Annotated in this window: 8 protein-coding genes; all 8 read right to left on the bottom strand. The window is 68.0% G+C overall.

Features of this window, described 5'->3' with window-relative positions; translation table 11 throughout:
• Window positions 1-20: 20 nt before the first annotated feature.
• The 8 genes from NUG21_RS10825 to NUG21_RS10790 all read right to left on the bottom strand — a co-directional run bounded on the left by NUG21_RS10825 (window position 21) and on the right by NUG21_RS10790 (window position 19,609).
• Window positions 21-2,516: a methyl-accepting chemotaxis protein gene (locus NUG21_RS10825; RefSeq protein ID WP_263390850.1), complete on the bottom strand. Its 2,496-nt coding sequence runs from the start codon at window positions 2,514-2,516 to the stop codon at window positions 21-23.
• A 666-nt stretch (window positions 2,517-3,182) separates the two neighbouring features.
• Complete coding sequence (locus NUG21_RS10820) at window positions 3,183-5,441, bottom strand: methyl-accepting chemotaxis protein (protein ID WP_263390849.1); 2,259 nt, start codon at window positions 5,439-5,441, stop codon at window positions 3,183-3,185.
• Between the two features lie 332 nt (window positions 5,442-5,773).
• Window positions 5,774-8,017: a methyl-accepting chemotaxis protein gene (locus NUG21_RS10815; RefSeq protein ID WP_263393065.1), complete on the bottom strand. Its 2,244-nt coding sequence runs from the start codon at window positions 8,015-8,017 to the stop codon at window positions 5,774-5,776.
• Between the two features lie 246 nt (window positions 8,018-8,263).
• Complete coding sequence (locus NUG21_RS10810) at window positions 8,264-10,630, bottom strand: methyl-accepting chemotaxis protein (RefSeq protein ID WP_263390848.1); 2,367 nt, start codon at window positions 10,628-10,630, stop codon at window positions 8,264-8,266.
• Between the two features lie 13 nt (window positions 10,631-10,643).
• Window positions 10,644-11,405, bottom strand: coding sequence for a transporter (locus NUG21_RS10805; protein WP_263390847.1), 762 nt, complete (start codon window positions 11,403-11,405; stop codon window positions 10,644-10,646).
• Window positions 11,406-11,634: 229 nt separating this feature from the next.
• Complete coding sequence (locus NUG21_RS10800) at window positions 11,635-14,283, bottom strand: methyl-accepting chemotaxis protein (RefSeq protein ID WP_263390846.1); 2,649 nt, start codon at window positions 14,281-14,283, stop codon at window positions 11,635-11,637.
• A gap of 352 nt (window positions 14,284-14,635) precedes the next feature.
• Window positions 14,636-16,879, bottom strand: coding sequence for a methyl-accepting chemotaxis protein (locus NUG21_RS10795; protein ID WP_263390845.1), 2,244 nt, complete (start codon window positions 16,877-16,879; stop codon window positions 14,636-14,638).
• Window positions 16,880-17,341: 462 nt separating this feature from the next.
• Window positions 17,342-19,609, bottom strand: coding sequence for a methyl-accepting chemotaxis protein (locus tag NUG21_RS10790; protein ID WP_263390844.1), 2,268 nt, complete (start codon window positions 19,607-19,609; stop codon window positions 17,342-17,344).
• Window positions 19,610-19,885 lie beyond the last annotated feature (276 nt).

The raw sequence follows: 19,885 nt of genomic DNA, 5'->3' as shown, positions 1-19,885 counted from the left end.
GCGCGACTGCGCGTGCCGGCTCAGGCGAACGCGTGCGCCGACCTGTGCGCGGACAGCACCGCCGGCGCGCGCGTCGATGCCGCGGCCTCCACCCTGAACACCGCCACGGCCTGGCGCAACTGTCCGGCCTGTTCCTCCATCGTGCGTGCGGCGGCGGTGGCTTCCTCCACCAGCGCGGCGTTCTGCTGGGTGCTCTCGTCCATCTGGGTGACGGTGCGGTTGACCTGCTCGATGCCGGACGATTGTTCCTGCGAGGCGACGGCGATTTCGCCCATGATGTCGGTGACGTGCTGCACCGAGGTCACGATCTCTCGCATGGTGCTGCCAGCCTGTTCGACTAGGGCCGCGCCCTCGGCGACCTGCTCGACCGAATCGTCGATCAGGGTCTTGATCTCCTTGGCCGCGTTGGCCGAGCGCTGCGCCAGCGTCCGCACTTCGGTGGCGACCACGGCGAAGCCGCGGCCCTGTTCGCCGGCGCGCGCGGCTTCCACCGCGGCGTTCAAGGCCAGGATATTGGTCTGGAAGGCGATGCCGTCGATCACCGAGATGATGTCGGCGATCTTGCGTGACGCGGCCTCGATGCCGCTCATCTTGTCCGAGACCTGGCTGGCCAGCACGCCGCCCTGCGCAGCCACCGACGCCGCGCCCGCGGCCAACTGGTTGGCCTGGCGCGCGCGTTCGGCGTTCTGTTTCACGGTGGAGGTCAGTTCCTCCATCGAGGCCGCCGTCTCTTCCAGGCTGGCCGCCTGTTGCTCGGTGCGCCGCGACAGGTCGTCGTTGCCGGTGGCGATCTCGGCCGCGGCACCATTGATGCTGCCGGCGGCGGTCTGGATCCGCGACACGATGGCAGCCAGCTGCCCGGTGGTGGCGTTGGCGTCGTCGCGCATGGTCGCGAACACGCCCTGGAAGTCGCCATGCATGCGCGCGGTCAGATCGCCGGCGGCGATGGCGCGCAACAACGACGACAGCGCCTGCAGATTGTCGTCGGACGTGGCCATCAGCTGGTTGAGACTGTCGACCATCAGGCGGAAATCGTACTGGAAGCCTTCGGCATCGCCGCGCACGCTGAAGTCGCCGGCCGCGGCGGCCCCGGCCAGGTGCTTGATCTCGGTGTTCATCGCGGTCAGGTTGTGCTTGACCGTGTCCATCGTCTCGGTGAGGCGCGCTTTTTCGCCGGGCAGGCGGTCCATGTCCTCGGACAAGTCACCGATGGCGTAGCGGCCCATGATCTGCGCCAGACGCTCGGTCACCGCGATGTGCGCGGCGGCCAGCGTGTTGCTGTCGCGGACCATGCGCCCGAAGTCGCCGGGGAAGGCGCTTTCGTCCATGCGGTAGCTGGTCTGGCCGGCATCGTGGTGCTTGGCCATCTCGGTTTGCGCGGCCAGGACCTCGCGCAGCTGTTGCTGCATGCGTTGCATGTCGGCGAGCAGGCGCCCGCTTTCGTCGCGGCTGGGCACCACGATGCGGGCGTCCAGACGGCCCTCGGCAATGTCGGCGGCCACGCCGGCGGCCCGGCGCACGTTGCGGGTCAGGGTGATCAGCGTATGCACGCACACCGCGGCGATCAGCAGCGTCAGCAAGCCGAGGCCGGCAACGGCGGTCCACATCGCCTGCAGCGAGGCGTCCAGGTGCCGTTGCGACTGGCGTTGCAGCGCCTGCAACCCGGTGGCGCTGAGGCTGTGCAAGGCGTCGTCCCAGCCATGCAGGGCCGTGTCCCAATGTCGATCGGCATCGGCGCTGCCGCCGTCCAGGGCCTGCGCCAGCTGCGGCAGGGCGCGATCGGCGACTGCCGCCTCGGCGGCGACGGCACGCGACAGGGCCGGATCCGGTTGCTCGAGCAGGCCCAGCGCCTTCTTCAGTTCCTGCCGCAGGCGCGCGTGATCGCGGGCCAGTTCGGCGAGTTGCGCGTGCAGCATCGGCGTCTCGGCGCCGGCCTGGGAGGGGACGTGCATCGCATCCAGCCGGGTCAGGGTTTCGCTGGTGACCGGGGCATAGATCAGGCTGCTGACCACCAGGTGATAGCTTTCCACGTACGGCGTATAGACCAGTTGGCTGTCGTCGCGCAGGGCGTCCAGCGCGTCGTCGGCCTGGTTTGCGACCGCGGCGAAATCGCTGCGCCTGGTCTGCAAGGTCTGCTGCAACTGCGCCAGCGCCGCCGTGCTGCGTTCGAAGCCGGGCAGGGACGGCACGGTCCGCTGCAGTGCGTGCAGCGCCCGGTCCGCGGTGTCGCGCGCCTTCGCCGCGTCTGCGGCGTTGCCCACTTGTTCTTCCTGCAGCGCCCCGAGCAGGACCAGCATGTCGCGCAGCGGCGCGTAGCTGCGCAGTTCGGCGCGGCTGACCTCCACGCCGTCGCTGAGCGTGCGCGTGTACAGCAGCAGCGGGATGGCCAGCCCGATCAAGGCCAGGACCCCGATCAGGCTGAGCTTGCGTGCGATGGGAAGGTCGTGCCAGACCCGTAAACGGGAGCGGCGTTCGGAGGCGGGCGGAGCGGCGTGGTTCGCGGGATGCGACGTCATTGCGCGGGTCTCAGAGGAAGAGCGAAAGAAGGCGGGCGATCCACTGGGATCCGCGCCATGGGAATGCAGGGTGCAACCGGATGGCCGCCGAGCGTCGCCTGTCCAGGCGCGCGCATGCGGTGGAATCGGCAGCGCTCGACCGGGTCGGGCAGATCTTTAGCGGCCGCCGTAGACAAATGTTGAACCTGTCATGATGACCGGGTTAAGTCGCCGCCCCTGATGGTTGGCCGAGGCAGAGGGACGCATCAGGCGGGAGATACGCCGCAAGGCGTGGCTCGGATGCAGCATGCGTGCGCTTTTTCGCGCGCCTTGGCCCGCAGGCGTCATGTATGCCGGGCAGGGGCGTTGTCAGTGTGGCCTGGCGGACATCGGAGTGCAGCGTTGGCTGCTGTGTGATCGGGCGGATGCGAGCGAGGCATCGCGCCGCCGATGACTACGACCGTGGGTCGCGGGGGCTGCATGTGTGTCAGCGTGGGATCGCGGTGATGTCAGAGACGCGATTGAAATGAATGTCAGACGGATGCGGCTGTGGTCACAGCCGGTCCGGCTCGGGGCGGCATTTGCGCGAGCCTCGGGACATGGCGGGACGGCAGCCGATCGCAGTGTCGACCGGCTGCCAGATGCATCCTCGCGGCGTCGGTTGCCGGGCGGCCGGCCACCGTGGGCTTAGAACTCCTGCCACGTGTCGCCATTACTTGCCGCGGCCGCGGCCGCACGCCGCGCGGTTGGCGCTTGCGGGCCGGCGCTGGCCTTCGCCACGGTTGTGATGGCCGGCTTGGCCATCCGTGCGGGCGGCGCGCTGCGGGCCGGCGCCGGCCGCGCGATCGCGGCGACATTGTCGATCTTGAACAGCGCGACCGCATCGCTCAGTTGCACGGCCTGTTCTTCCATCGACCGTGCGGCGGCCGTGGCTTCTTCCACCAGGGCCGCGTTTTGCTGGGTGGTCTCGTCCATCTGGGTGACGGTCTGGTTGACCTGCTCGATGCCGGCGGATTGCTCCTGCGAGGCGGACGAGATCTCGCCCATGATGTCGGTGACGCGCTGCACCGAGGCGACGATCTCCTGCATGGTGCGGCCGGCCTGGTCGACCAGGACCGAGCCTTCGCTGACGCGGCCGACCGAGTCGTCGATCAGCGTCTTGATCTCCTTGGCGGCGTTGGCCGAGCGTTGGGCGAGGGTGCGCACTTCGCTGGCGACCACGGCGAAACCACGGCCCTGTTCGCCGGCACGCGCGGCTTCGACCGCGGCGTTGAGCGCCAGGATATTGGTCTGGAAGGCGATGCCGTCGATGACCGAGATGATATCGGCGATCTTCTTCGAGGAGGCCTCGATGCCGCTCATGGTCTCGACCACCCGGCCGACCACGCTGCCGCCTTGCGAGGCGACCGAGGCCGCGCCCACCGCCAGTTGATTGGCCTGGCGCGCGTGTTCGGCGTTCTGCTTGACGGTGGAAGTCAGCTCTTCCATCGACGCCGCCGTTTCTTCCAGGCTGGCGGCCTGTTGCTCGGTGCGGCGCGACAGGTCGTCGTTGCCGGCGGCGATCTCGGTGGCGGCGGCATTGATGCTCACCGCAGCGGTCTGGATGCGGCCGACGATGCCGGTCAACTGGTCGGCGGTGGCATTGGCGTCGTCGCGCATGGTGGCGAACACGCCGTGGAACTCGCCGTCCATGCGGGCGGTCAGGTCGCCGGAGGCGATCGACTGCAACAGCGCCGACAGCTTGCCGAGATTGCGATCGCTGACCTCCATCATCGCGTTGAGGTCCTGCACCATCAGCCGGAAGTCGTGCTGGAAGTGCGCCGCATCGCCGCGGGCGCTGAAGTCGCCGGCCGCGGCCGCCGCGGCCAGGCGCTTGATCTCGGTATTGATCGCCAGCAGGCTGGCCTTGGCCGCGTCCATCGATTCGTGCAGCACCGCGCGGCTGCCGGGCAGGCGGCGGGCGTCGCGGCGCAGGTCGCCATTGGCATATTCGTTGAGGACGCCGATCGCGTCGACGATGGCGTCCAGGTGCTCGAACATCATGGTGTTGATGCCCTTGCTCAACTCGCCGTACACGCCGGGGAAGTCCTGCGGCATGCGGTGGCTCATGTCCTTGTCCGCATGCAGTTCGATCATCAAGGCGGTTTCGCTGGAGAACCGCTGCAACTGGGTCTGCATGCGACCCATCGCGATCAGCAGGCGGCCGGGTTCGTCGCGCGCGGTGGTACCCACGTCGTTGTCCAGGCGCCCGTCGGCGATGGCTTCGGCGGCGCGGGTGGCGCGGCCCAGCGGCCCGGTCAGGCTGCGGGTGATGGTCCAGCCCAGCAGACCGCTGACCAACAGGACGGCGAGACCGCCGGAGATCAGGACGATGCGGCCACGCGCCATCGCCGCCGAGGAGACCGCATAGGCCTCCTTGCTCAGGCGCCGCTGCAGATCGGCATTGGCGCGGATCGCGGCCTGCTGCTTGTCCATCGCCACCGCCGCATCGCCGAGCAACAGCGCCTGCGCCTGCGTATTCTGGTCCTTTTCGCCCAGCGCGAGCACCTGATCGTTCAGTTGCATCGAGCGCGCGCGCGAGGCCTCGATGGTGTCCATGGCCTGGCGCTCGACCGGGCTGGTGGGCATCGCCGACAAGGCATCGTGCGCGGCCTTGTAGCGCGCACGGTTGCTCTGCACGATGTTGATCATCTTCTGGTTGGCCGCATCCCCATCGACGATGGTGATGGCCAGCAACCCGATCTGCACGTTGGTATTGGCGTCGAGCATCTCGTTGGAGAGCCGCACCTTTTCCATGTTCCTGTTGACGATGCTGTCCAGCTCGCGATGCGCCCTGGCCATGGTCAGCAAACCCATGGCGACCAGCAGGCCGGACAGCAGGATGAGGATGCCGAACGCCATGCCCAGGCGCCGACCGACGTTGTAGCGTTGCAGAATTGCGTTCATAGCCGACCTTTTGGGGGGACAGAGGGAGCCGGGTCGTAACGCTGGCAATCAGCGGTTGCGACGCGACCTGGTGATGCCTTGTCGCACCCTCAATATCGACGTGTCGGTGAGAAGTTGAGCATTTCTCACCGAGTTGTTGGCAGCCGGTTAGGAAGCTGTCTGCCTTCCGACTCGCGTCGTTCGGAGAGGGCAGAATCCGACGTTGTTCCGACATGCGCTGGCGGGTAATGCACCGGCATATACCTTGCGTATCGCCGGCATGTGCATGTGCGCATGGTGCACTGCCTGCACGGAATCCGGTCGCCATGCCCGCGGCATGGCGACCGTGCGACTCAGAACTCCTGCCAGTCGCCGCCGACCGCAACCACGGCGCGCTTGACGGTCTGCCGCTGTGGACGCGCCGCCACCTTGGCGACCCGCGGCGCGCTGGCCGCAACGGACGGCACCGGCGCTGGATGTACGCCAGCGGCTGTGCCGCCGATGCTGTCGATCTTGAACAAGGCCACCGTGCTGGTGAGCTGACCGGCCTGCTCCTCCATCGAACGTGCCGCTGCGGTGGCTTCTTCCACCAGCGCCGCGTTCTGCTGGGTGGTCTCGTCCATCTGCACCACGGTCTGGTTGACCTGCTCGATGCCGGCCGACTGTTCCTGCGAGGCGGCCGAGATCTCGCCCATGATGTCGGTGACGCGCTGTACCGAAGCCACGATCTCGCTCATGGTGCGGCCGGCCTGGTCGACCAGGACCGAGCCTTCGGCCACGCGCGTGACCGAATCGTCGATCAGGCCCTTGATCTCCTTGGCGGCACTGGCCGAACGCTGGGCCAGCGTACGCACTTCGCTGGCGACGACGGCGAAGCCGCGGCCCTGGTCGCCGGCGCGGGCCGCTTCCACCGCGGCGTTCAAGGCCAGGATGTTGGTCTGGAAGGCGATGCCATCGATGACGCTGATGATGTCGGCGATCTTCTTCGATGCCGCCTCGATGCCGCTCATGGTCGCGACGACCTGGCCGACCACGCTGCCGCCTTGCGAGGCGACCGAGGCCGCGCCCACCGCCAACTGGTTGGCCTGGCGCGCGTGCTCGGCGTTCTGCTTGACGGTGGAGGTCAGTTCTTCCATCGATGCGGCGGTCTCTTCCAGGCTCGCGGCCTGCTGTTCGGTGCGGCGCGACAGGTCGTCGTTGCCGGCGGCGATCTCGGTGGCGGCGGCACTGATGCTGACCGCCGCGGTCTGGATGCGACCGACGATGCCGGTCAATTGATCGGCGGTGGCGTTGGCATCGTCGCGCATGGTGGCGAACACACCTTGGAACTCGCCTTCCATGCGTGCGGTCAGGTCGCCGGCGGCGATCGACTGCAACAGCGCCGACAGCTTGCCCAGGTTGTGGTCGCTCACTTCCATCATCGCGTTGAGGTCCTGCACCATCAGGCGGAAGTCGTGCTGGAAGTGCGCGGCATCGCCGCGGGCGCTGAAGTCGCCGGCCGCGGCGGCCGCGGCCAGGCGCTTGATCTCGGTGTTGATCGCCAGCAGGCTGGCCTTGGCCGCGTCCATCGATTCGTGCAGCACCGCACGGCTGCCGGGCAGGCGGCGGGCGTCGCGGCGCAGGTCGCCGTTGGCGTATTCGTTGAGGACGCCGATGGCGTCGACGATGGCGTCCAGGTGCTCGAACATCATGGTGTTGATGCCCTTGCTGAGCTCGCCGTACACGCCCGGGAAATCCTGCGGCATGCGGTGACTGATGTCCTTGTCGGCATGCAGTTCGATCATCAACGCAGTTTCGCCGGAGAAGCGCTGCAACTGGCGTTGCATGGCATCCATGGCCAGCAGCAGGCGGCCGGGTTCGTCGTGTGCGTCGGTGGCGACGTCGTTGTCCAGGCGCCCGCCGGCGATGGCCTCCGCGGCGCGGGTGGCACGGCCCAGCGGGCCGGTCAGGCTGCGGGTGATCGTCCACGACAGCAGGGCGCTGAGCAGCAGGACCGCCACCCCACCGGCGATCAGCAGGTTACGGCCGGTAACCATCGCTTGCGTCGCCTTGACGTGGGCGAGCTTCATCTGCGCTTCCTGCAAGTCCACGTTCTCGCGGATCTTGGCCTGCCAAGCCAGTGTGGCTGGGCGCGAGCGCTCGCTCAGAACCGTCTGCGCCTCGGCGTTGCGGTGTGCGGTGGCGAGCGCAATCACTTCATCGTTCATGGCGCGCGCGGCGGTGCGGGCGGCATCGATGTCGGCGCGCAGCTTCACCGCATAGGCGTTGGCGGGCGGGAACGCCTCCAGCTCGTTGCGCAGGTCGGTGTAACGCTGGCGCTTGGCCTTGATTTCCGCCAGTGCCTGATCGTTGAGTTCTTCGCGCGTCTCCATCGCCAGCGTGCCGAGCGCGATCAGGATGCTGGAGTTGGCGTCGAGCATGCCGTTGCTGATCCGGCTCTTTTCGACATTCACCTTGACGATGTTGTCCAGCTCGGTGCGCGTGCGTGCCATGGACAGCAGGCCGATGGTGACCAGGGCGCAGGACAGCAGGATCAGCAGGCCGAAGGCGCCGCCGAGACGGCGGCCGACGTTGTAGCGTTGCAGGAAGGAGTTCATTGGTCGACCTCTTCGTTGACGATGTTCCTGGAGCATCCAGGGCCTACTGCGTCCAGACGGACTCCAGCAGCGCGTGTGCGCGTGGAGCGGCGGGGCGTGGCGGTCAGAAAAGAAGCAAGAAAAACCAAGTGCCTTTGCTGTTTCACTCTGCAACGCCGTCGCTCGAATGTGATATCGGCGTGACGGCGGATTACTCGATGGGTCGTTGGTCGTAAGACAATTCCCGACGCTGTCTAATTCATTTCCCTACGCGGTGAGCGGCTGCCACTGCGTGCCGATCGCGTCGGCGATGGCCTGGGCATTGGCCTGCGGCGCGTGCGCGGCGGCGGTCGTTGCGGGGGCATGGCTGGGCGCGGTCGCGGCAACGGCGCTGGGTGCAGGTGCGGCGCTGCGCACGGCCTGCTGTTCCACCCGGAACACCGCCACCGCATCGCTCAACTGCGCGGCCTGGTCCTCCATCGACCGTGCCGCGGCGGTGGCTTCCTCGACCAGCGCGGCGTTCTGCTGGGTGCTCTCGTCCATCTGGGTGACGGTGCGGTTGACCTGCTCGATGCCGGCGGACTGCTCCTGCGAGGCCGCGGAAATCTCGCCCATGATGTCGGTGACCCTGCCCACCGAGGCGACGATCTCCTGCATGGTCTGGCCGGCACGCTGCACCAGCTCCGCGCCGGTGGCGACCCGCTCGACCGAGTCGTCGATCAGGCCCTTGATCTCCTTGGCGGCGTTGGCCGAGCGTTGCGCCAGCACGCGCACCTCGCTGGCGACCACCGCGAAGCCTCGGCCCTGTTCGCCGGCGCGCGCCGCTTCGACCGCGGCGTTGAGCGCCAGGATGTTGGTCTGGAAGGCGATGCCGTCGATGACGCTGATGATGTCGGCGATCTTCTTCGATGCGGTCTCGATGCCGCTCATGGTGTCGACCACCTGGCCGACCACGGCGCCGCCCTGCGAGGCGACCGCGGCGGCGCCGGCGGCAAGCTGGTTGGCCTGGCGCGCATGCTCGGCGTTCTGCTTGACCGTGGCGGTCAACTCCTCCATCGAGGCGGCGGTCTCTTCCAGGCTGGCGGCCTGCTGCTCGGTGCGTTGCGACAGATCGCTGTTGCCCTGGGCGATTTCGGTGGCGGCGCTGTGGATGTCGCCGGCGGCGCGCTGGATGCGGCCGACGATGTCGGCCAGGCGCTCGGCGGTGCCGTTGGCGTCGTCGCGCATGGTGGCGAAGATGCCGTGGAAGTCGCCGTGCATGCGCGCACCGAGGTCGCCGTCGGCCAGCGCGCTGAGCAGCCGCGAGACTTCGGCGATGCTGATCGCGTTGGCGTCGAGCAGGCCGTTGAGTTGCTGCGCCAGCATCAGGAAGAAGCCCTGCTTGCCGGTGCGGTCGATGCGCTGCGACAGGTCGCCGGCGGCGGCGCTGCGCACCACTGAGGCCACTTCCGCCTCCACCCGCGTCTCGGCGGTGCGGTCGCGCCATTCGCAGACGAAGCCCAGGTGCGCGCCCTCGGCGTTGCGGATGGCGGAAATCTCCTGGGCGATGCAGACCTCGCGATAGCGCACCTCGCGCTGCGCCGCGCCCTGCCGGTCCAGCCGTTGATAGATCTCCGCGTCCTGCGAATTGCCCACCTCCAGCAGCGCCACCGACTGGCCCAGCAGCGGTGCGGTGCGGTCGAATGCCGGCGCGCAGGCGCGGATATCCTCTGCATGGGTCTGCAGCAAGGTCTGCAGCGCCGTGTTGGCGTAGATGATGGTCAGGTCAGGATCGGCGATGTACATGCCGGTGGAGGCGTTGTCCAGGGCGGTACGGATGCGCAGGTTCTCGGCGGCGACGCTGCGCTCGCGTTCGATGCGCTCGCGCAGTTCGCGCTGCATCCGCGCCAGCGCTGCCATCAGGCTGCGCCCGTGCCTGGCGGCGACCGGGATGGGCTGGTCCAGGCGGCCTTCGGCGATGTGCTGGGCCGCGTCCATCGCTACCCGCGGTTCGCCGCCGAGCAACTGCGCGACCGAGCGCAGGATCCAAGCCGCGGCAGCGCCCAAGCACAGTACGGCGAGCAGCACCGCGCCGGCCTGCTGCCAGATGGCGCGCCGGCTCTGCTGCTCGGCGGCCTTGCGGCTCTGTTCGTTCAGCGCCAGGATGCTGTCGCTGATCGTGTCCATGTCGGTTTCCAGCCGAGCGAACTGCGCGGTGAAGTCCGCATAGGCGGCGCTGCTGTCGCCCTGGGTCTCGGCCAGCGTCACCACCTTGTCGGCGGCGGCGATGTAGCGCTGCAGCGCAGGCCCGGCGGCATCCAGTTGCGCGCGCAAGGCGCTGTCCAGCGGCAGATGGTGGTTGTCGTCCAGCGCCTTGCGAAATTCGCCGGCGTGTTCGCCCAGGGAGGCACGCGCGGCCTTGACCCCGTCCGCATCCTGCCGCGCCGCCGCCAGCAGCGCAGCGGTGACGTCGCCGCGCAGGGCGTCGTGCATCATGTCGGCCTGCATGTGGTTGCGCAGCGCGTCCGAGGACGTGAGCTGTGCCGCGACCGAGCGCAGCAGGCCTTGTTGCGCGCTGTAGCCGACGCCGCCCAGCGCGAGCAGGGCAAGCACGGCCACCAGCACCAGGATCCCGAGCATATGCATGATTTTCATCGGTGTGGCCCGATCAGAAACGGAAGGACAGGCCGGCGCCGAGCGCGTGGTCCGGCGAACGGTCGTTGAGGCCGCGGCTGTACACCACGTCCAGCTGCACGTCCTGGCTGAGCAGCCAGGCCGAACCGACGTCGAGCAGAGCGACGGTGCCGCCGTCGTCGGCATGCGCGATCTGCGGCAGCGCCAGTTCCACGAACGAGCGGGCGCGGTCGTTCCAGGCCTTGCCCAGCACCACGCCGAAGATGCCGGCGGTGTAGCGATGCCCGCCGTCGCCTTCGTCGCGGATCACACCGGGCATCATGCCCAGCGAGACGCTGTCGCTGAGTTCCCATTCGGCCACCAGGCGGAACGAGGGGCGTGCCCCGCTGCCGCGCACATCGCGCGCGCCGCTGGGCAGGTCCACGTGCAGCAGCCAGGCCAGCGAGGCGCCGCCGAGCTCGCTGGCCAGGTGATGCTTGAGGCCCAGCGAAATATCGGAGAAGCCGGAGACGTCGTCGCCGACCGGGACGTCCACCGTCTGCCAGCCGTCGGTTTCCACGCGCAGTTCCCAGGTCGGGCCGATGCCGTAGCGGAACAGGGTCGGGGTGGCGTAGCCATCGACGTCGCCGTCGCGTTCCCAGGCCACGCTGGTTTCCACCTGCAGGCGCCGGTCGCCGACGGTGAGGCTGGATTCGACGAAGTCGGGGCGATCGGTGGCGATCGGTTCGACCTCGGCGTGCGCCAGACCGGCGAAGCCGCACAAGGTCAGACAACTGGTGATAACGCGTAGCTTCATGGCGGCTCCCGTTGGCGGTTCGGTCGGAACCGGGGGCCGGGCGCAGTGCGGCCGGCGCCGGGGCGCGCGGAGTGCGGCTCCCCTGGCATGGCAGTTCCGCTTTCTATATCGACCCTGAATGCACTTTCTTTACGAACGTGACGTGCTAGGCGCTCCGCGTCCGCCACGGCGCCAGGCAACCGACCGCAAAGCGCGCAGGGCGCTCGCGGTGGTGGGGATCAGTCGCGGGTCAGAACTCCTGCCACTGCCCGTCGTCCGACGCCGTGGTCGCGCGCGGGGCCGTCTTCAACGGGGCCGCAGCCGGTCGCCGAGGCGGTGTCGCCTTTGCCGCGGGAGCGGGCGGCACGGGACGGCGCGCCGGCGCCGGGGCGGCGATCGCCACGGCGGCGGCGGTCTCGAGTTTGAACAGCGCCACCGCCTGGTTGAGCTGGCCGGCCTGGTCCTCCATCGACCGCGCGGCGGCGGTGGCTTCCTCGACCAGTGCCGCGTTCTGCTGGGTGGCCTCGTCCATCTGAGTGATGGTCTGGTTGACCTGCTCGATGCCGGCCGACTGCTCCTGCGAGGCGGCGGAGATCTCGCCCATGATGTCGGTGACGCGCTGCACCGAAGCGACGATCTCCTGCATGGTGGTGCCGGCCTGCTCGACCAGCGTCGAGCCCTCGGCGACGCGCTCGACCGAATCGTCGATCAAGGTCTTGATCTCCTTGGCCGCATTCGACGAACGCTGGGCGAGGGTGCGCACTTCACTGGCGACCACGGCGAAGCCGCGGCCCTGTTCGCCGGCACGCGCGGCTTCCACCGCGGCATTCAAGGCCAGGATGTTGGTCTGGAAGGCGATGCCGTCGATCACCGAGATGATGTCGGCGATCTTCCGGGACGAGGCCTCGATGCCGTTCATTTTTTCCGTGACCTGGCTGGCCAGTACGCCGCCCTGCGAGGCCACCGAGGCCGCGCCGGCGGCCAACTGGTTGGCCTGGCGCGCGTGCTCGGCGTTCTGCTTGACGGTGGAGGTCAGCTCTTCCATCGACGCGGCGGTTTCTTCCAGGCTCGCCGCCTGCTGCTCGGTGCGACGCGACAGGTCGTCGTTGCCGGCGGCGATCTCGGCCGCGGCGCCGTTGATGCTGGCCGCAGCGGTCTGGATGCGCGCGACGATCGCCGCCAGTTGTTCGGTGGTGGCATTGGCGTCGTCGCGCATGGTCGCGAACACGCCCTGGAAATCGCCGTGCATGCGCGCGGTCAGGTCGCCGGCGGCGATGGCCTTCAACAGCGTGGACAGCGCCTGCAGGTTGCCGTCGGCCGTGGCCATTAACTGGTTGAGGCTCTCGACCATCAAGCGGAAATCGTACTGGAAGCGCGCGGCATCGCCGCGCACGCTGAAGTCGCCGGCCGCGGCGGCGCCGGAAAGATGCTTGATCTCGTTGTTCATCGCGGTCAGGTTGTGCTTGACCGTGTCCATCGTCTCGGTCAGCACCGCCTTTTCGCCGGGCAGGCGATCCATGTCCTCGGACAGGTCGCCGATGGCGTAGCGGCCCATGATCTGCGCCAGGCGCAGCTTGACCGCGATATGCGAGGCGGCCAGTGCATTGCTGTCGCGGACCATGCGCCCGTAGTCGCCGGGGAAGGCGCTCTCGTCCATGCGGTAGCTGATCTGGCCGGCGTCGTGGCGCTCGGCCATCTCCTTCTGTGCGTCGAGTACCGCGCGCAACTGCTGCTGCATGCGCTGCAGCGATCCCAGCAACTGGCCCAGTTCATCGTTGCGCGCATACTGGATGCGGCTGTCCAGGCGTCCGGCGGCGACCGCGCTGGAGACCTCCACCGCACTGGCCAAGGGCTTGACCACCAGCCGCCGCAGCAGCAGGTAGAGGCCGCCGCTGAGCAGCAGCGCGGCGCACAGGCCGACCGCCACGATGGTCCACAGCAGGTTGCGCGCCTGTGCCATCAGTACCGCCTTCGGCACCGCTACGCCCAGCGCGAAGCGCTCCTGGGCCTGGCCGATCTGCAGCGGCACATACACTTCCACGTCGGTGGCGCCGGTCTGCGGATCGATGGTGTCGCGGCCGACGGTCTTGCCCTGGGCGATGTCGGCCAGCAAGGCACGGGTGCCCGGATCCTGCAGCTTCTTGCCGACCAGCGCGGGATCGCGATCGGCGACGATGGCGCCGCCGGGCGAGAGCAGGCGCACGCGGCCGGCGCCGAGCGGACGCAGCTTGGCGACGCGCTGCTGCAGTGCGGCCAGGCCGAAATCGGTGGTGACCACGCCCAGGAACTTGCCGTCTTCCAGGATCGGCGTGCTGACCGTGGTCATCAGTACCTTCTGTCCGGCGATCTCGTAATCGTAGGGTTCGGCGACGGTCGGCCGCAGCAGCTTGCGCGGATTCAGATACCAGTCGCCGGCGCCGGCCACCTCGTAGTCGTGCAGCGGATCGCGCACGAGTTTCCCGTTCTGCCAGGACCAGTACACCATGTAGCGGCCGCTGGCGTCGTGGCCTGCGCTGTTGGCGTACTCCGCATCCTTGCCGTCCAGCGCCTGCGGTTCCCACAGCGTGCCGATGCCGGTCCAGTCGGGGTGCTGCTGCAGTTCGCGGCGCAGGCTCTCGCTGAACAGGTCGCGCGCCTTGTCCTGGCCGCGCTGGGCGAGCAGGGCATTGGCCAGCGCCTGGTTGGAGACGGCGGATGCGCCGATGGTGTTGCCGATGCGCTCGGATTCCAGGCGCGCGGTATCGGTCATGCCGACCTTGGCGGAGGCGAGCAGGGCGGAGCTGCTGCGGGCGTAGATGATGGCGGCGGTAATGCCGAAGCACAGCAGGGCGATCGCGGCCACGCCCAGCATCAGGCGGGTGGCGACACTGCTTGGGCGTGTGGAGGACGTCGTGGGCATCGCGGTCGTCTCGATGGGAGGAATGGAGCGGTCGCGCGGCGTGGTCCCGCAAAGCGTCTGCTTTGAGACACGTCAGGCAGAGCGCATGCGCGATAGTGCCCTTATCGGCATGGCATCCCAGAAATGTAGTGGCCGTCGTGGTTTATCGCCGGGCGCCGCACCGGTGCGGACCGCGTGGCCGGGGCCAGGCGCGCGGTCGGCTGCGGCGCATGTCGGGCGGAGGCGAGGCGGCTCCGGAACGGCGCACTGCACGGCGGCGCGGCGGCTGGGCAGGCAGGGCGGCATTAAAAAAGCCCCGGGAGCGGTTCGCTCCCGGGGCCGTTGGTGCGAGACGGGTGGCTGTGAGACGCGCTCAGAACTCCTGCCAGCTGTCGTCGCCAGAGGCGACCGCGACCGGCCGCGCCGCCGGCCGTACCGAACGCGCGGCGGGCTTGGCCGCCGGCTTGGCCGCCGACCGCGCGACCGCGCGGACCGGCGTGCTGGCCACGGTCTGCTGGACGGCGTGGCCGCCGTTCGCCTCGATCTTGAACACGGCCACGGCCTGGCTCAGCTGGCCGGCCTGTTCTTCCATCGACCGCGCCGCCGCGGTGGCTTCTTCCACCAGCGCCGCGTTCTGCTGGGTGGTCTCGTCCATCTGGGTGACGGTTTGGTTGACCTGCTCGATGCCGGCGGATTGCTCCTGCGAGGCGGCCGAGATCTCGCCCATGATGTCGGTGACGCGCTGCACAGAGGCCACGATTTCGTGCATGGTCTTGCCGGCCTGGTCGACCAGGGCCGAGCCCTGCGCGACACGGCCGACCGAGTCGTCGATCAGGCTCTTGATCTCCTTGGCGGCGTTGGCCGAGCGTTGGGCGAGGGTGCGCACTTCGCTGGCGACCACGGCGAAGCCGCGGCCCTGTTCGCCGGCACGCGCCGCTTCGACCGCGGCGTTCAAGGCCAGGATGTTGGTCTGGAACGCGATGCCGTCGATGACGCTGATGATGTCGGCGATCTTCTTCGAGGAGGCCTCGATGCCGCTCATGGTCTCGACCACTTGGCCGACCACCGCGCCGCCCTGCGAGGCGACCGCCGCCGCACCGGTGGCGAGCTGGTTGGCCTGGCGGGCGTGCTCGGCGTTCTGCTTGACGGTGGAGGTCAGTTCCTCCATCGAGGCGGCGGTCTCTTCCAGGCTGGCGGCCTGCTGCTCGGTGCGGCGCGACAGGTCGTCGTTGCCGGCGGCGATCTCGCTGGCGGCGCCGTTGATGCTGACCGCGGCGGTCTGGATGCGCGACACGATGGCGGTCAGCTGTTCGGCGGTGGCGTTGGCGTCGTCGCGCATGGTGGCGAACACGCCCTGGAACTGGCCATGCATGCGGGCGGTCAGGTCGCCGGCGGCGATCGACTGCAGCAGGGACGACAGCGCCTGCAGGTTGCCATCGGCAGTGGCCATCAGCTGATTGAGGCTGTCGACCATCAAGCGGAAGTCGTGCTGGAAGCGCTCGGTGTCGCCGCGCACGCTGAAGTCGCCGGCGGCCGCGGCGCCGGCCAGGTGCTTGATCTCACTGTTCATCGCAGTGAGGTTGCGCTTGACCGTGTCCATGGTCTCGGTGAGCACGGCCTTCTCGCCAGGCAGGCGATCCATGTCCTCGGACAGGTCGCCGATGGCGTAGCGGCCCATGATCTGCGCCAGGCGCTCGGTCACTGCGATGTGCGACGCGGACAAGGCATTGCTGTCGTGGACCATGCGGCCGTAGTCGCCCGGGAACGCGGTTTCGTCCATGCGGTAGCTGATCTGGCCGGCGTCGTGGCGCTTGGCCATCTCCGCCTGCGCGGCGAGCACCGATTGCAGCTGGCTCTGCATCTTGTCCATGCTCAGCAACAGTACGCCGGCCTCGTCCTTGCTGCGCAGGTCGATCGCGTTGTCGAGCTTGCCGCGGGCGATGGCGTCGGCCACGCCGATCGCGGTGCCGAGGCGCTTGAGCAACTGCCGGCGGATCAGGACCGCCAGGCCGATCGCGGCCACGATCACCAGCAGGTTGCCCAGCAGGATGGCCCACTTGTTCTGCGCGCGCACGGTATCCAGGGTCGCGCTGCGCTTGGTCAGCAGGCCGCGTTCCTCGTCGGTGAACTCACCGAGCAGGCTGCGGATCGTTTGCATGGCCTTGCGGTCGCGGGCCTGGCCGAACTCGGCGGCGATCTGCGCCGGATCGTTGGACTGGGTGCGCAGCGCGATGATCTGCTTCTCGACGCCGACCAGATCGTCGAACGCCGCATGCACCTTCTCCAAGCGTGCCTGCTGGCGCGGATTGTCCGCGGTCAGGCGCTTGGCTTCGGCGAAGTTCTTGTCGAACGCGGCCACGCCTGCGGTGAACGGCTGCAGATGCTGCTGCTCGCCCGCCAGCAGATAGCCGCGCGAGCCTGTTTCCACATTGAGGGCGTCGATTTCCATCATGTCGCCGGTGGCCAGCACCTTGTAGGTGTGGTCGTTCATGTCGGCGGCATTGTTGAGCGAGAACAGGCTGCTCAGGCTGATCGAGCCGATGATCACCGTGATCAACACGATGACGGCAAAACTGAGCGCGAGCCTGGCGGAAAGACTGAGATTCTTGAGCGTCATCGTTGTAGTCGTCCTGATGGGTGAAGCATTGGGGATGGCGTACCCCTTGCCTGAGTCGATGTCCGCGGAGGCGTCGGGCGCTGCCTTATCTGTTTCTGTTATGAATAAAAATCATCGAATCGATAGCTTTTTGAAATCAATAGCTTTTAAGGATTGAAACGGGCTCTCCAATTGCGGGTGTCTTGCTTTAGCGTGTTGATGTCAAAATTTGTTCAAATTTGTAGACAATTTGTGTGCGCAAGTCACGTATCGGCACGGTGCCGACGTTCTTTACGTGTCCAAGGCGTGCATTTAGCTGGCTTTCACGCATGCTTCACGCGAACTTAGATGCGCTTCACGCTCCGCAGGCCCCGGTTGGTCACGCGATCCCCTAATGACCTGCCTGGGCCGGTCGAAAAAAGCCCGGGAGCTGACGCTCCCGGGCTCGATGTCATGCAGTCGTCTGCAGGTCGGTCGGCGCGATCAGAACTCCTGCCAGTCGGTGGCGCCGGCTGTAACGGCGGCGACTGCCGTTGCCATCGGCCGGTGCGCGGCCGTGCGTGGGACCGGCCTCTTGACCGGCCGCCGTACGCTGGCGGGGGCGGGAGCGGGTGCCGATGCCGGAGCGGACGGGCGGTGGGCTGCCGTCGGCGCCTGCGGGTCGATCTTGAACAGGGCCACGGCCTGGCTCAGCTGGCCGGCCTGATCCTCCATCGACCGGGCCGCCGCGGTGGCTTCCTCCACCAGCGCGGCGTTCTGCTGGGTGGTCTCGTCCATTTGCATCACGGTCTGGTTGACCTGTTCGATGCCCGCGGACTGCTCCTGTGAGGCGGCGGCGATCTCGCCCATGATGTCGGTGACGCGTTGCACCGAGGTCACGATCTCCTGCATGGTCTTGCCGGCCTGATCGACCAGGGCCGAACCTTCGGCAACGCGGCCGACCGAATCGTCGATCAGGTCCTTGATCTCCTTGGCCGCATGCGACGAACGCTGGGCGAGGGTGCGCACTTCGCTGGCCACCACGGCGAAACCGCGGCCCTGTTCGCCGGCGCGCGCCGCTTCCACCGCGGCGTTGAGCGCCAGGATGTTGGTCTGGAAGGCGATGCCGTCGATCACCGAGATGATGTCGGCGATCTTCTTCGAGGAGGCCTCGATGCCGCTCATGGTCTGCACCACCTGGCCGACCACGTCGCCGCCCTGCGAGGCGACCGCTGCTGCGCCGCTGGCGAGCTGGTTGGCCTGACGCGCGTGCTCGGCGTTCTGCTTGACCGTGGAGGTCAGTTCCTCCATCGAGGCGGCGGTTTCCTCCAGGCTGGCGGCCTGCTGCTCGGTGCGCCGCGACAGGTCGTCGTTGCCGGTGGCGATCTCGCTGGCCGCGGCATTGATGCTGACCGCCGCGGTCTGGATGCGGCCGACGATGCCGGTCAACTGATCGGCGGTGGCATTGGCGTCGTCGCGCATGGTCGCGAACACGCCCTGGAAGTCGCCATGCATGCGCGCGGTGAGGTCGCCGATGGCGATGGACTGCAGCAGGGCCGAGAGCTTGCCCAGGTTGCGGTCGCTGACCTCCATCATCGCATTGAGGTCCTGCACCATCAGCCGGAAGTCATGCTGGAAGTGCGCCGCATCGCCGCGGGCACTGAAGTCGCCGGCGGCTGCGGCCGCGGCCAGGCGCTTGATCTCGGTGTTGATCGCCAACAGGCTGGCCTTGGCCGCATCCATCGATTCATGCAGCACCGCACGGCTGCCGGGCAGGCGGCGCGCGTCGCGGCGCAGGTCGCCGTTGGCGTATTCGTTGAGCACGCCGATGGCGTCGACGATGGCGTCCAGGTGCTCGAACATCATCGTGTTGATGCCCTTGCTGAGCTCGCCGTATATGCCCGGGAAGTCCTGCGGCATGCGGTGGCTCATGTCCTTGTCGGCATGCAGCTCGATCATCAACGCGGTTTCGCTGGAGAAGCGCTGCAACTGTTGCTGCATCGCGTCCATCGCCAGCAGCAGGCGGCCAGGCTCGTCGCGGGCGTCGGTGGCGACGTCGTTGTCAAGACGCCCGGCGGCGATGGCCTCGGCGGCGCGGGTGGCGCGCGACAGCGGCCCGGTCAGGCTGCGGGTGATCGTCCAGGCCAGCAGGCCACTGACGAGCAGCACCGCCAGGCCGCCGGCGATCAGCATGTTGCGGCCAGCTGCCATCGCCTGGGTCGCCTTGGCATAGGCGTGCTTCATCTGCACATCCTGGATATCGGCGTTCTCACGGATCTTGGCCTGCCAGGCGGCAGTGGCCGGCCGTGCCTGCTCGCTCAGCACCGCCTGCGCCTCGGCATTGCGATTTGCGGCGCCCAGTGCGATGACCTGATCGTTGAGCTTGCCGGCGACGACGCGATCGGCGTCGATCTCCGCGCGCAGCTTCCTGATCTTCTCTTCGGTGGCCGGAAACGCCTCGAGTTGCCTGCGCATTTCCGCATAGTGCCGGCGATGCTCCTGGATGTCCGCCAGCGCCTGCTGGTTGAGCTCGCTGTTGGAGACCATCGTCAAGGTGCCGAGCGCGATCAGGATGTTGGCGTTGTCGTCGAGCATGCCGTTGCTGATGCGGACCTTCTCGACGTTGACCTTGACGATGCGGTCTAGCTCGCTGCGCGCCTGCGACATGGACAGCAGTCCAGCGGCGATCAGCAGGCAGGACAGCACGATCAACAGGCCGAATGCGCCGCCGAGACGGCGGCCGACGTTGTAGCGTTGCAAGAACGAAGTCATGTGTGGAACCCCTTTTATCGAGTGAGGAGCGGTTGCGCGCTCCAACGCGAAAGGGAGACCCCGCCGTGGCGCCTGGCGGATCGATGTGGCGAAATGCGCAACGGAAATCCGTGAGCACACGAACGCGCGCGCCGCGAGAGCGCCGACATCGAACGGTGTTTCCCTTTCCCCTGCAACATTCGCTTCAGCGCCCGGCGTGTGACGGCCGTGCGTTCCCCCTGAAGCGCCGGCACGCCTCCCCAGGCGGCCGGTTCGCGCACGTAGACAAAAACTGTG

Source organism: Xanthomonas sp. CFBP 8445 (assembly GCF_025666235.1).
Lineage (GTDB): Bacteria > Pseudomonadota > Gammaproteobacteria > Xanthomonadales > Xanthomonadaceae > Xanthomonas_A > Xanthomonas_A indica.
The sequence above is the reverse complement of the archived record's forward strand: the minus strand, read 5'-3'. Positions and strand labels throughout refer to the sequence as shown.

What these genes read in the sequence shown, in the direction of transcription:
- NUG21_RS10825 (WP_263390850.1), bottom strand. Translation starts at nt 2,516, where the DNA reads ATGACGTCGCATCCCGCGAACCACGCCGCTCCGCCCGCCTCCGAACGC.
- NUG21_RS10820 (WP_263390849.1), bottom strand. Translation starts at nt 5,441, where the DNA reads ATGAACGCAATTCTGCAACGCTACAACGTCGGTCGGCGCCTGGGCATG.
- NUG21_RS10815 (WP_263393065.1), bottom strand. Translation starts at nt 8,017, where the DNA reads ATGAACTCCTTCCTGCAACGCTACAACGTCGGCCGCCGTCTCGGCGGC.
- NUG21_RS10810 (WP_263390848.1), bottom strand. Translation starts at nt 10,630, where the DNA reads ATGAAAATCATGCATATGCTCGGGATCCTGGTGCTGGTGGCCGTGCTT.
- NUG21_RS10805 (WP_263390847.1), bottom strand. Translation starts at nt 11,405, where the DNA reads ATGAAGCTACGCGTTATCACCAGTTGTCTGACCTTGTGCGGCTTCGCC.
- NUG21_RS10800 (WP_263390846.1), bottom strand. Translation starts at nt 14,283, where the DNA reads ATGCCCACGACGTCCTCCACACGCCCAAGCAGTGTCGCCACCCGCCTG.
- NUG21_RS10795 (WP_263390845.1), bottom strand. Translation starts at nt 16,879, where the DNA reads ATGACGCTCAAGAATCTCAGTCTTTCCGCCAGGCTCGCGCTCAGTTTT.
- NUG21_RS10790 (WP_263390844.1), bottom strand. Translation starts at nt 19,609, where the DNA reads ATGACTTCGTTCTTGCAACGCTACAACGTCGGCCGCCGTCTCGGCGGC.